At 35.8% G+C, this 13,366-nt stretch carries 11 protein-coding genes and 1 other annotated feature; of the genes, 8 read left to right on the forward strand and 3 right to left on the reverse strand.

Translation table 11 applies throughout. The annotated features are described in order from the left end of the window. Window positions 1–108: 108 nt before the first annotated feature. Complete coding sequence (gene mnmM, locus CD30_RS07225; RefSeq protein WP_036174625.1) at window positions 109–684, reverse strand: tRNA 5-(aminomethyl)-2-thiouridylate-methyltransferase MnmM; 576 nt, start codon at window positions 682–684, stop codon at window positions 109–111. Next, entirely contained in the window at window positions 684–1,640 is a 957-nt protein-coding gene (mnmL, locus tag CD30_RS07230) for a tRNA modification radical SAM protein MnmL/YtqA (protein WP_036174628.1), read from the reverse strand. Before mnmL ends, mnmM begins: the two co-directional genes overlap by 1 nt. A gap of 221 nt (window positions 1,641–1,861) precedes the next feature. Between mnmL and CD30_RS07235 the strand changes: the two genes are divergently transcribed. The 8 genes from CD30_RS07235 to leuS all read left to right on the forward strand — a co-directional run bounded on the left by CD30_RS07235 (window position 1,862) and on the right by leuS (window position 11,892). Then, on the forward strand, window positions 1,862–3,040 hold the full coding sequence (locus CD30_RS07235) for an MDR family MFS transporter (protein WP_036174631.1): 1,179 nt from the start codon (window positions 1,862–1,864) through the stop codon (window positions 3,038–3,040). 223 nt (window positions 3,041–3,263) lie between these two features. Further along, entirely contained in the window at window positions 3,264–4,100 is an 837-nt protein-coding gene (locus tag CD30_RS07240) for a TrmB family transcriptional regulator (protein WP_036174634.1), read from the forward strand. 19 nt (window positions 4,101–4,119) lie between these two features. Continuing rightward, the gene (locus tag CD30_RS07245) at window positions 4,120–4,899 is read left to right on the forward strand and encodes a cyclase family protein (RefSeq protein WP_036174637.1); all 780 of its coding nucleotides are present in this window, start codon (window positions 4,120–4,122) and stop codon (window positions 4,897–4,899) included. Between the two features lie 11 nt (window positions 4,900–4,910). After that, window positions 4,911–5,939, forward strand: a complete 1,029-nt coding sequence (locus CD30_RS07250; protein WP_036174640.1) for a fumarylacetoacetate hydrolase family protein — start codon at window positions 4,911–4,913, stop codon at window positions 5,937–5,939. A 4-nt stretch (window positions 5,940–5,943) separates the two neighbouring features. Next, the gene (locus CD30_RS07255) at window positions 5,944–7,056 is read left to right on the forward strand and encodes a TRAP transporter substrate-binding protein (protein ID WP_036174643.1); all 1,113 of its coding nucleotides are present in this window, start codon (window positions 5,944–5,946) and stop codon (window positions 7,054–7,056) included. Between the two features lie 14 nt (window positions 7,057–7,070). Further along, window positions 7,071–7,583 (forward strand): TRAP transporter small permease, encoded by a 513-nt coding sequence (locus CD30_RS07260; protein WP_036174646.1) that lies wholly within the window; start codon window positions 7,071–7,073, stop codon window positions 7,581–7,583. A gap of 27 nt (window positions 7,584–7,610) precedes the next feature. After that, window positions 7,611–8,909 carry a TRAP transporter large permease gene (locus CD30_RS07265; protein ID WP_084077709.1) on the forward strand — a complete coding sequence of 433 codons (1,299 nt, stop codon included), beginning with the start codon at window positions 7,611–7,613 and terminating at the stop codon, window positions 8,907–8,909. A 208-nt stretch (window positions 8,910–9,117) separates the two neighbouring features. Next, window positions 9,118–9,328: a binding site (T-box leader), on the forward strand. Window positions 9,329–9,477: 149 nt separating this feature from the next. Further along, window positions 9,478–11,892 carry a leucine--tRNA ligase gene (gene leuS, locus CD30_RS07270; RefSeq protein ID WP_036174649.1) on the forward strand — a complete coding sequence of 805 codons (2,415 nt, stop codon included), beginning with the start codon at window positions 9,478–9,480 and terminating at the stop codon, window positions 11,890–11,892. 66 nt (window positions 11,893–11,958) lie between these two features. Here leuS and CD30_RS07275 read toward each other — a convergent pair whose 3' ends face one another. Then, complete coding sequence (locus CD30_RS07275) at window positions 11,959–13,215, reverse strand: BaiN/RdsA family NAD(P)/FAD-dependent oxidoreductase (RefSeq protein WP_036174652.1); 1,257 nt, start codon at window positions 13,213–13,215, stop codon at window positions 11,959–11,961. Window positions 13,216–13,366: the final 151 nt, after the last annotated feature.

Consider the following 13,366-nt stretch of genomic DNA (forward strand, 5'->3'; position numbering starts at 1 on the left):
GTTGTGAGAGGGGCGAAAATTAGTTAACTTATTTTCCCTCTACTCGATTCTTTGAATGCACAATTTTTAAAAATCGAACACATATAAGTTCCTGATTTTATAGGATGTTCATATTGGAAACTCTTTTACTTTCTCTAAAGCGATAATAAATGGTGGATCGTTTTTCTGATTAATAAATTCATATCGAAGGACATGAACATGTTTTTGTGGTAACTCACTTACATATTCAATCACTGCATTACGTTCTTCTTTTCCACCTTCATGACCGTGATAAATAACAAGTACCATCATGCCACCTACTTTTAATAGCCCTAATAAGCTATCAATTGCTTGGATGGTTGTTTCACCCTTTGTAATAATGTCATGATTCGCTCCAGGTAAATAGCCTAAGTTAAAAACTGCTCCAGCTATTTTATCTTTTACATAATTTTCAACATGTTGATGCCCATCTAAAATAACGGTTGAGCGGTCACTTAAACCATGCTCCTTTAAACGAACTTTTGTGGCTTCAATCGCTTCTTGTTGTATATCAAAGGCGTACACATGACCAGTTTTTCCAACTAACTTAGCTAAAAATAATGTATCATGTCCATTGCCAGCTGTTGCATCAACGGCAATGTCTCCCTCTTCGATGACTTTAGAAAGTAAGAATTGTGCGTATTGTAATACTCTTTGTAGCTTCATTATTTCTTCACTTCTACTTGATAATGTTTTCCTTGCCAGCTTCCTCGTCGTTTGAGCTCAGCATCAATGCCATTTAACACTTCCCATTTATTCACGCTCCACATTGGTCCAATCATTAAATCAATCGGACCGTCACCTGTAATACGGTGAACAATCATTTCAGGTGGTATGATTTCTAATTGATCTGCAACAAGTTGAATGTACTGATCCTTTTCCAGAAATTCAAGCATACCTTTTTCATATTGCTTTACAAGTGGTGTACCTTTTAATAGATGAAGTAAGTGAATTTTAATACCTTGAACATCAAGCTTTGCTACTTCACGAGCTGTTTCCATCATCATGTCGTAATCTTCCAATGGAAGTCCATTAATAATGTGCGTGCAAACACGAATACCGTGCTTTCGGAGTTTTTCAACACCTTCCACATAAGTTGCATAATCATGGGCGCGATTGATTAAATTTGCTGTTTTTTCATGAACAGTTTGAAGACCAAGCTCAACCCATAAATAAGTCCGTTCATTTAATTCGGCCAAATATTCTACCACATCATCTGGTAAACAATCAGGTCTTGTAGCAATACTTAATCCCATTACACCTTCACAAGCTAAAGCTGCCTCGAATTTTTCCTTTAGAACAGGAAGTGGGGCATGGGTATTTGTATAAGCTTGGAAATAGGCCATCGTCTTACCGTCTTTCCACTTTTCTTGCATTTTTGATTTAATCTTTTCGAATTGTACCGGTATTGGATCTACACGATCACCCGCGAAATCTCCACTACCTGCAGCACTACAGAAAGTACAGCCACCAAATGCAACAGTTCCATCTCTATTTGGACAATCAAATCCAGCATCAAGCGCTACCTTATATACTTTATGTCCAAATGTATCTCGTAAATATCGATTCCATGTATAATAACGCTTTCCATCTGATGGAAAGGGAAAATTTTGTTCTGACATTTATTTCACTCCTCTAAATAATCATTTTATCACGTGATCTCCTATGGTGCTAGGTACGGCTTCTGTTATGGTTCTGGCACACAAACTATTCTAAAAATTTAATACAATTAATAACGCGTGATTAATAAACTTTCTCTTGTTCTTTTGGGTAAAGAAGAATACTATTATTTTTTGGCGTAATATGATTATTGAGTTGAGATGTGATAACGGAGGAAAAAAACATGCCTAAAAGTATTTGGCTTTTAGTTATTGGTATGCTCGTAAATAATATTGGTAGCTCACTAATTTGGCCTATTAATACAATTTACATGCATGATCATTTAGGGCAGTCTTTGACAGTTGCTGGTTTGATTTTATTGATTAATTCAGGTGCAGGGGTATTAGGCAGTTTAATAGGCGGGTATTTATTTGATAGAATCGGTGGTTATAAATCCATCATGTTGGGGATTGGAATCACTACTTTAGCTTTAACAGGTTTAACTTTCTGGCATGGTTGGCCACATTATGTCATCTTTTTAACCATTATGGGATTTGGTAGTGGAATTGTCTTTCCATCCATGTTTGCGATGGTAGGGATGCTTTGGCCAGAAGGTGGTAGAAGAGGCTTTAATACGATGTATATTGCTCAAAATGTCGGTGTCGCAATTGGCCCAGCATTAGCAGGTCCTATAGCCCAATTTAGTTTTACTTATATTTTCATGTCCAATTTAGCAATGTACATCATCTTTTTTATGATTGCATTTTTCGGTTATCGAAATTTAGAGACTCATACCCTTTCAAGAAAAAAAGAAGAGAGAGAAGATTTAGTTAAGGATAATGAAAATGGAAAAAGAAAAGATAAAGCAACATTTTATTCGTTGTTAATTGTATCCTCTGTCTTTTTGTTAGCAACGATTGCTTATTCACAATGGGCATCAACAATGTCTACTCATATGCAAGGATTAGGAATTAGTTTACAGGAGTATGGTCTATTGTGGACGATTAATGGCTTAATAATTATTACGATTCAGCCATTGGTTAGCCCTATATTAAATCGGTATGAACATAAAATAAAAAAACAATTAGTTATTGGTGTCATTATTATGATGCTATCATTTGTTGTCATTCAATTTGCAGAAAGTTTCACGATATTTGCTGTAGCTATGGTTATTATCACATTAGGTGAAATATTAGTTTGGCCAGCAATTCCAGCGATTGCAAGTCGCCTATCACCAAAAGGTTTAGAAGGAATGTATCAGGGAATCGTTACAAGTGCAGGGTCGATTGGTCGTATGATTGGCCCGTTTTTCGGAGGGATCATGGTCGATCAATTTAATATGGAAATATTAGTATGGGTACTTTGTTTAATTTTTATTATAGCTATTATTCCATGCTTACTTTATGATCGCCCTTTAAAATAGTGCCAGGCATTCAAACAATCCAACTAATTTTATAAAATTTATAAAGCGTTGCACAAATAATGTTTGTGCGACGCTTTTGTTTTTAGTGTTTCTATTAGTGCTCCTTAGATATTAATAAGAAGAAGGGTTGTGTAACGCAATCAAATAACTTAAAAAATGCATATTTTATCATTTTACAACCAAGGTAGTGACATAAGTTTAAAAGCGCTTTCATACACTGGATTTGAAAAGGGGGGATTTCAAAATTGAAACATACGAAACGATTATTAACGCCTTAAGAAAATTAGATTTTACTGAATATGAATCTAGAATTTATCTCGCACTTTTAAAACAAAGTCCATTGAATGGGAACATGATCGCCAATTTATCAGGGGTACCTGGTGCGAAGGTTTATAGCTGTTTAAAGAAAATGGTTGAAAAGGAGTTTATATCAATTGTTTATGGAGAAGGGAGAAGTAATACAAGAGTCATGTATACACCCGTCCCTTATCGGAAAATAATTGATAGATATTCTACAGACTTTTTAGAGAATTTAACGCTACTAAAAACAGAATTAAAAAATGTTCAAAATCATCCAATCAATAATTTAGTTGTGAAGGAACTCTACCAAATTACTGATTATGAAATCGCCATTGATACGGTCAGAAAATTTATTCAAAAAAGTAAAACATCCATTTATTTATGTGGTTGGAATGAAATAGTTTCGATTTTATATGAAGACCTAAAAGAAGCCCAGCTACGAAACGTAAAAATTGTTTCTTTAATGTTTGACGAGCCGTCGGAATCGTTTGATTGGAAAAATTCAATCCATTTTGATTTGGATATTGTGCGAGAAAGACATAAAAGAGAATTTAATATCGTTGTTGATGAGGAGAAGGTAGGGAATTGTCAATTTGACCAAACAAACACTTATGCAGTGTTTACAAGTAATCTAGCAGTTGTTCATACTACATTAAATTACATACGACACGACATTTATATTAATAGACTAATAGATGACTTGAATGAAGAGGCGATTAATAAGTACGGAAAAGACTTGAGGAAATTATTAGATATTTAATTTAAAGGGGGAATTTAAAATGAGAATTATTGATTTATCCGTTACGTTAAAAAATCCAAATCCTGAGGAATTAAAAGATCCGATTAATAAAGTGTTAACTGCTGAAATTGAATATCAAGATCATTTAAAATCCGTTCCACAAATAACAAAAGCTTTAGGCTGCGAAGAAAAGGATTTACCAAACGGCTATGGCTGGGCGTCTGAATCTGTATCTTTAACAACCCATTCAGGTACACATCTTGATGCACCTTATCATTATTATCCAACCACTGATGGTAAGCCTGCTCGTACAATTGATGAATTACCATTAGAGTGGTTTTTCGGAGATGGTTTTGTCTTTGATTTTACGCATATGAAGCCAGGTCAAACGGTGAGCATCGAGGATATCGACAATTATTTAGAAAAAGTAAATTATGAATTGAAAAAGGGGGATATTGTATTCCTTCGATTCGACGCAGATAAAAAGTTAGGGACTGCTGAATATTATTCGGAATTTCCAGGAATGAGTGCAGAAGCAACCCATTATTTAATAGATAAAGGGATTAAGATTATTGGGACTGATGCGATGGGATTTGACATTCCTTTTGCAATGATTGCTGAGAAATTTAAAGAAACACAAGATCCAAGTGTCATTTGGGAAGCGCATCGAGTTGGCATGTATAAAGAATATTGCCAAATTGAAAAAATGGCAAATCTTGATAAATTACCACCGTTCGGTTTTAAAGTCGTTTGTATTCCGATTTCTATTTATAAAGCGAGTGCTGGTTGGGTTCGTCCAGTTGCCATTATAGAAGATTAGGGGGAAAAGTATTGAAATTATGTTCATTTTCAGTGAAAAATAGTTATCCATTTTCTGAAACACTTGGAGCATTCGTAGATAATCAATTTGTAGACTTAGCGGCAAGTTATAGAACCTATCTACGAGAATGTACAGATGTGGATCAAAATCGAGTGTTTGATATCGCTAATACATTAATACCAAATGATATGACGAAATTTTTAGAAGGCGGCACATATTCAATGGAAGCAGCAAAAAAAGCTGTTGAATTTTCCAAAGAAACGTCACCATCTAACGATTATGAAAAGATTATTTACAGTAATGATGAAATTAAAATACATGCACCAATTAAAAATCCTCCTACAATACGTGATTTTTTATCTTTTGAAGAACATTTTCGTAATTCATTAAATGCATCAATTTCAGTGGATGACTCAAAAGACGGGACGGTTTCGTTAGGAGGAACTGTTCCAAAAGTATGGTATGAAAGACCAATCTATTATAAAACCGTAGCATCAACAATCATTGGCACAGAAGAAGAATGTGTATGGCCATCCTATTCAAAAGTTAGAGATTACGAATTAGAGTTTGCTTGTGTAATTGGGAAAAGAGCCGAAAATGTAACAGCTAGTGAGGCTTCCAACTATATTGCTGGATTTCTAATCTATAACGATTTTACTGCTAGAGATACGCAGCTAAGCGAAATGGAAGGTCGTTTAGGCCCGGCGAAAGGAAAAGATTTTTGTACTGCTATGGGACCATACTTAGTAACAGTTGATGAAATTGAAAACGTTTACAATCTATCGATGACTGCTCGAGTAAATGGAGAAGTTTGGAGTCAAGGAAGCACATCTACCATGTATCGTACTTTTGAAGACATTATCGAATATGTTTCACAATCAGAACCATTAGTACCCGGTGATATTCTTGGCTCAGGAACAGTAGGTAGAGGATGCGGATTAGAGTTAGGGAAGTTTTTGAAAGATGGAGACATTATTGAATTAGAGGTTGAAGGTCTAGGTGTTTTACGAAATCAAATTCGTGTGAATGAAAGGGGATAAGCATTTGAAAAAATGGTTTATGGTTTTAATGACAATTATCTCTATTATAGTTTTGGCTGCTTGCGGGAATAGTCAAACAACGACTAACAGTTCTGATGAAGCCAATAACGGAATGACAGGAGAAAGCGATGCAAACGGTTCAGAACAGACTTTCGTCTTAAAATCGACAATTCAATCTCCTAAAACAGCTTCATTATCAAAAGGTTTTGATGCATTTTTAGATTTAGTAGAAGAAAAGTCAAATGGACGGATCACATTTGAACGTTATTATGGAGATGCTTTAGTAAAACCAGCAGATGTAGCTGATGCGGTTAGTGCAGGAATAGCTGATGTGGCAGCGGTTGTTCCAAGCTACACACCAGCAGCCAACCCATTAGGTACTATTGAATCACTTCCTGCATTGTGGAAGGATCAATGGACGGGAACACGTGCATTAATGGATTTATATGAAGAGTACCCAGAATTACGTTCAGAATTTGAAGAAAGAAATATCTCGATTCTCGGGGGATGGGCATTGCCATCTTATCACATCATTTCAAAAACAGATGTAGATAGTTTTGATGATTTAAACAATTTAAAAGTAATAGCTTCTGGATCACAAGCGCTTTTGGCAGAAGCGTTTGGTGCTGTAGCAGTCGGTGTGACAATGCCAGAAAGCTTTGAGGCGATGGAGAGAGGCGCGGTCGATGGAGGACTATTAGGTTACACATCCTCGTCAACATATGGTATTCATGAAATTGCAGGTAGTGTTTGGGAGCTACCGATTGGAAGTCAAGGTGGGCTCTTTGGAATGAACACAGATAAATACAATCAACTTCCTGATGATTTAAAGGAAGTATTTAAAGAAGCCGCAATTCAAAATGCTGTGGACTTCCACCGTATATATCAAACAGAAGGTGAAGCAGAAGCGAAACAAAAATACTTAGATGCAGGTGTTAAAATTAACGAAGTTTCAGATGAAGACCTAGCAGAATTACAAAGAATTGCAGAAGAAAATGTGTGGAAAAAGTGGGTAGAAGAACGATCCGATAAACCAGCACAAGAAATTTTAAATCGTTTTAGAGAATTAATTGAAAAATACGACGAAGAATTCCAAGCTAATGGAGGTCAAGGTTGAGGAGGTATAAATAGATGAATACATTTCTCAAATTCCAGAAGAAGCTTGAACTTTGGTTAATGTATTTAGGCGGCGCCTTATTGATCGTACTAATGATTGTAATTAGTATGGAATCGATTTTACGAAAGTTTGTGAATTTTAGTATCCCAGGTATTTTTGAAATAGCTGGTCAATTAATGGTTGGGGTTACTTTATTGGGAATCTCCTTGGTGCAAGCAGATAAAGAGCATATTAGTGTTGATATATTCAATGATCGTTTACCGAAAATAGTAATAAAAATCACTGACATACTAATTTACTTATTAGGAATAGGTTTAACTTCTATTTTTGCTTATCAAGGCTTTTGGAAATTCATTGAATCCTTTCAAACAGGTGAAACAGCAATGGGGCTAATCTCTATTCCATTTTGGCCAGGTCGTTTAATTGTATTTCTAGCAATGACTGTTCTTTGTTTAAGATTTTTAATGGACCTAATAATTTTAATTTTCGATAAAAGTAAGAATATAGAAACAGAGAGTTCTAATTAAGTTCCTCGAAATCGAGGGGGGAAATTATTGAGTACGATAACAATTGGTTTTATTGGAATCGCCATAGTCGTTGCGTTACTAATGTTAAGAGTGCCTGTTGCCATTGCAATGGGGGCAGTTGGGTTCATTGGTTACTGGTTGATTAGTGGTATTGAGCCTACTTTAAAGCTAATGGGGATGGTCCCGTTTTCAACCGTTGCAAACTATACTTTTACAGTCATTCCACTGTTTATATTAATGGGCTATTTTGTATACTATGGGCAGTTAGCGACAGACATGTTTTCTTCGATTAATAAATGGTTCGACCGGGTGCATGGCGGCATTTGCTACGCAACGATTGTAGGTGGTGCAGCGTTTGGTGCTGCAAATGGATCAGGTCCAGCCTCTACTGCAACATTGGCTAAAATTACTGTACCTGAGATGGAACGATTAGGTGTAAATAGAAGACTTGCCTATGGAATCGTAGCTTCGGCAGGACCGTTAGCTCAAATGATTCCACCTAGCATGTTAATGATAATTTATGCAATTTTAGCTGAGCAATCTGTAGGAAAACTATTAATAGCTGGAATTGTGCCAGGAATTATTATAGCAATTGGCTATATTGTCACCGTTTTTATACTATTAAAAAGAAATCCTAGCTGGGCAGTAAAAAGTGAGAGGTATACATTAAAGGAAAAGGTAAAATCTTTAAAAGGAATTTGGGGTATTGCCATTCTTATTGGAGCTATAATGGTTGGTTTATATTTAGGCTATTTTACACCAACTGAAGCAGGAGCAATTGGTGCTCTATTAGCTTTAATCATTACGATTTTTTCTAAAAAGCTAACTTTTGACGGTTTTAAAAAATCAGTTTTAGAGTCAATAAAAACTACCGCAACTGTTTTTTTAATTGTTGTATCTTCATTTTTATTTGGATATTTTTTAGGAATATCGCAAATACCTAATGCAGTTTCGACATTTTTAACAGGCTTAGATGTACCACCAATGATCATTATGTTCGGCATTTGTCTTTTGTATATTTTCCTTGGAATGTTTATTGATATGCTTTCAGCCATGTTTTTAACAATTCCTATTATTTTACCGGCTGTAATAGATTTAGGTTTTGACCCAATTTGGTTTGGTGTCATCGTTGTATTTTTAGCAGAAATCTCACTTGTAACACCACCTTTTGGACTAAGTATTTTTATGATACAAGGCGCTGTAAAAGGAAGTAAATACTCTGAAATATTAAAAGGCTCCATTCCATTTATTATAGCGGATTTTGTTATATTACTAATTTTCTTATTCTTCCCAGAGATAATACTATTCTTGCCTAGTTTGATGTAGGAAGAATTAGAGGGTGGGGGCAAAAAGAGAAAAGTCCATTTTTTAATGTAGATTGGATTTTTTGGATTTAGTATATTTAATCTTGTAAATCTATTGGTTTTAAAATGGCGGAATTGTATATTATAATTAGTTGAGCAAGCACTTTCTAATCTAACTTTAACACTTGTACTTTTTGAATATTTACATTAAAATGAATTCATTAATAATATGTGCGACTGTGAGAAGGAATAGTAGGTTTCAAAGCTTTATAGAGAGCTAGCGGGTGGTGCAAGTTAGTAAGTGTAGAAATTGAACTCGCCTTTGAGTCTGTTTTAGCGAAGAACGTAGCTAAAACCGTCAACCGCGTTAAGGAAATGAGTTGAGTGCGCGTCACTAATTTGGGTGGTACCGCGGGAGTAAAAGTATCTCTCGTCCCTTTCTGTCTAGGAAGGTGACGAGTTTTTTTATTTTTTGAAATATTTTGTTAATTTATCCGTTAATAGGATAATCTACTACATAGTAGCAATTCTCCAGTACTTACATGTAACATCCAAAATATAGCTTTTGTAAATTTTAAGGAGGAAGTTTAATGAGTTTTAATCATCAACAAATTGAAAAAAAGTGGCAAACAATTTGGGCAGAACAAAAAACATTTAAAACATTAGATGACCCATCGAAGCCTAAATTTTATGCTTTAGATATGTTCCCATATCCTTCAGGTGCAGGGTTACACGTTGGTCACCCAGAAGGCTATACAGCAACAGATATTCTATCACGCTATAAACGAATGCAAGGATTCGATGTATTACATCCAATGGGTTGGGATGCTTTCGGTTTACCAGCAGAACAATATGCATTAGATACAGGAAATGATCCAGCAGAATTTACCGCTAAAAATATCGAGACATTTAAACGTCAAATCCAAGAGCTTGGTTTTTCATATGACTGGGATCGTGAAATCAATACAACAGATCCAGGCTATTATAAATGGACTCAATGGATTTTCACGAAGTTAGTGGAAATGGATTTAGCCTATGTAGATGAAATTCCTGTGAACTGGTGCCCGGCATTAGGAACAGTTCTTGCTAATGAGGAAGTAATTGATGGTAAATCCGAGCGTGGTGGTCACCCAGTTGAGCGACGTCCAATGCGCCAATGGGTATTACGTATTACAAAATATGCTGATCGTTTACTAGACGATTTAGAAGATGTTGAATGGCCAGAATCTATTAAAGATATGCAAAGAAACTGGATCGGTCGCTCTGAAGGTGCTCAAGTAAAATTTACTGTTAGTGGTACTAATAAAGAATTTGAAGTGTTTACAACACGTCCAGATACACTATTTGGTGCAACTTACTGTGTATTAGCTCCAGAGCATAAATTAGTAGATGAAATTACGACTGGCGAACAACGCGAGGTAGTAGAAGCTTATTTAGAAAAAGTAAAAATGAAATCTGACCTTGAACGTACAGATTTAGCGAAAGAAAAAACAGGTGTCTTCACTGGTGCTTATGCAGTGAATCCAATTAACGGAAAACAAATTCCTATTTGGATTGCAGACTATGTATTAGCTTCATACGGTACGGGTGCTATTATGGCAGTTCCTGCACATGACGAACGTGACTACGAGTTCGCAAAAGAATTTGGTTTAGAAATCATTCCAGTTCTTGAAGGTGGAGATATTGAAAAAGAAGCCTTCACTGGTGACGGAGCACATATTAACTCTGATTTCTTAAACGGGCTAAACAAAGCTGACGGAATCCAAAAAGCAATTGCGTGGCTTGAAGAAAACGGTGTAGGTGAGAAGAAAATTTCATATCGACTGCGCGACTGGTTATTTTCTCGCCAACGTTATTGGGGTGAACCAATTCCAGTCATTCACTGGGAAGATGGCACAATGACAACTGTTCCTGAAAGTGAATTACCATTAGAACTACCAAAAACAACAAACATCCGTCCATCTGGTACAGGTGAATCACCATTAGCAAATATAGATGAATGGGTAAATGTAGTTGATCCGGTTACAGGTAAAAAAGGACGTCGTGAAACAAATACGATGCCACAATGGGCTGGATCTAGCTGGTATTTCTTACGCTATATCGATCCACACAACACAGAAAAATTAGCAGACCCAGAATTACTTAAACGATGGTTGCCTGTTGATATTTATATTGGTGGTGCAGAACACGCAGTTCTTCACTTGTTATACGCTCGTTTCTGGCATAAAGTACTTTACGATTTAGGCGTAGTACCAACGAAAGAACCATTCCAAAAATTATTTAATCAAGGAATGATTCTTGGTGAAGGTAATGAAAAAATGTCTAAATCAAAAGGGAATGTTGTAAACCCTGATGATATTGTAAGAAGTCACGGTGCAGATACACTTCGCTTATATGAAATGTTCATGGGTCCTCTTGATGCTTCTGTTGCTTGGTCAACAAATGGTCTTGACGGAGCACGCCGATTCTTAGATCGTATTTGGCGTTTGTTTGCAACAGATGAAGGGGCACTATCTGAAAAAATTCAAAATGTTTCAGATACAACTCTTGAAAAAGTGTATCATCAAACAGTGAAAAAAGTGACAGATGATTATGAACATCTACGTTTCAATACAGCTATTTCACAAATGATGGTATTCATCAATGATTGCTATAAAGCGGAAGTGATTCCAACTGAATATGCTGAAGGATTTGTAAAATTGTTAGCACCGATTGCCCCACATCTTGGAGAAGAGCTATGGGAGCTATTAGGTCACACTAATTCCATCACTTATGAACAATGGCCTTCATTCGACGAGTCTAAACTTGTGGATGATGAAATAGAAGTTGTCGTACAAGTAAATGGTAAAGTGCGTTCAAAAGTGAAAATTGCAAAAGAAGCTTCGAAAGAGCAATTAGAAAAAGTAGCTTTAGAAGACGAAAAAGTAAAAGAATTTACAGATGGCAAACAAATCGTTAAAGTGATTGCAGTACCAGGCAAGCTTGTTAATATCGTTGTGAAATAAAAAAACAAAGATAAATATTAGGTATAAAAAAGGCTATAAAACGTATCAGCGTTTTATAGCCTTTCTTTATGAGGATTGTCCTGCGCTCATACCTGCAATCCGACCTGTAACTAAAGCAGAGGTTATATTATAACCACCAGTATAGCCGTGGATATCTAAAATTTCTCCGCAAAAGTATAAACCTTTTTTAATTTTGGAAGCCATCGTTTTTGGCTCGATTTCTTTAATGGAAATACCTCCCCCTGTAACAAAAGCTTTTTCTAAAGGTAATGTTCCATGTACTTCCATTGTAAAACTAATTAATTCATGGGCAATGCTTCGTATTTTATCTTGAGAAATATCATTAAACGTAAGAGAAGGATCGATTTGAGCTCGCTCAAGTAAAAATAACAGCCATCTTTCTGGCGCTATGTTTTTCCATACATTTTTCACCGCTTTTTTTGGCTCTTCTTTTAGTAATTTAATTAAAAATTGATAGCAGGATTCTTCGTTATAATCCGTTAAAGTGTGGATTTTTACTTGTACTGGGTACCCACTATTTTTCTTTAATTCCTTTACGATAAATTGACTGCATCTTAATATAGCAGGACCACTCAACCCGAAATGAGTGAACAGCATGTCCATTTGATGAGTGATAATCGGTTTTCCTTTTTTATTTAAAACGGATACCGCTACATCACGTAAAGCTAGTCCTTGTAACAGTCGAGATTGGATAAAGGGTTCTTTTGATGTAACGGGTACCTCTGTTGGATAAAGTTCAGTGACAGTGTGTCCAGCTCGCTCTGCCCATGGATACCCATCCCCAGTGGAGCCTGTTTGAGGAACTGCTTTACCACCAACTGCAACGACGATTGCATTTGCGCGGATTTCCTCATCATTTTGCAGTCTTACACCTAATATTTTTTCATCATCCATTAATAATTTATTGACCGCTGTATTAAGTCTAATTTCAACCTTCAGTCTTTTTAACTCTTGAATAAGAGCATCTACCACATCTTGAGCACGGTTAGACTTTGGAAACATTCGACCATGATCCTCTTCCTTTAATGGAACACCAAGTCCCTCAAAGAACTCAATAATGTCCTCATTATTGAAAACTGTAAATGGGCTATATAAAAATCGACCGTTTCCGGGAATATGCTTTACAATTTCTTCAACGGATAATCGATTTGTGACATTACAGCGACCGCCACCTGAAATCGCAAGCTTTTTACCGAGCTTGTTTCCTTTTTCCAATAATAATACTTTCTGTTTTTGTTCACCAGCAGCAATGGCCGCCATTAAACCTGAGGGACCCCCACCAATAATAATTACGTCATACATAAAAAGAACACTCTTTCTTATTTTTATTTGTAAGTAAACTCTTGTATTTGGATTGTTTGTGAAAAGCTCCTAGTAAGAATTTTTCCTTCATACCAATGGAAAGTCAAGGAGTTCTTGTATATCAAAATTATTAAAACGAATCATCATAAGA

The sequence above is a fragment of the Ureibacillus massiliensis 4400831 = CIP 108448 = CCUG 49529 genome (genome assembly GCF_000772965.1).
In the GTDB taxonomy this organism is placed as follows: Bacteria; Bacillota; Bacilli; order Bacillales_A; family Planococcaceae; genus Ureibacillus; species Ureibacillus massiliensis.

Excerpts from the sequence above, each read along its gene's own strand:
- mnmM (WP_036174625.1), bottom strand. The coding sequence starts at position 684 with ATGAAGCTACAAAGAGTATTACAATACGCACAATTCTTACTTTCTAAA.
- leuS (WP_036174649.1), top strand. The coding sequence starts at position 9,478 with ATGAGTTTTAATCATCAACAAATTGAAAAAAAGTGGCAAACAATTTGG.
- mnmL (WP_036174628.1), bottom strand. The coding sequence starts at position 1,640 with ATGTCAGAACAAAATTTTCCCTTTCCATCAGATGGAAAGCGTTATTAT.
- CD30_RS07235 (WP_036174631.1), top strand. The coding sequence starts at position 1,862 with ATGCCTAAAAGTATTTGGCTTTTAGTTATTGGTATGCTCGTAAATAAT.
- CD30_RS07260 (WP_036174646.1), top strand. The coding sequence starts at position 7,071 with ATGAATACATTTCTCAAATTCCAGAAGAAGCTTGAACTTTGGTTAATG.
- CD30_RS07275 (WP_036174652.1), bottom strand. The coding sequence starts at position 13,215 with ATGTATGACGTAATTATTATTGGTGGGGGTCCCTCAGGTTTAATGGCG.
- CD30_RS07245 (WP_036174637.1), top strand. The coding sequence starts at position 4,120 with ATGAGAATTATTGATTTATCCGTTACGTTAAAAAATCCAAATCCTGAG.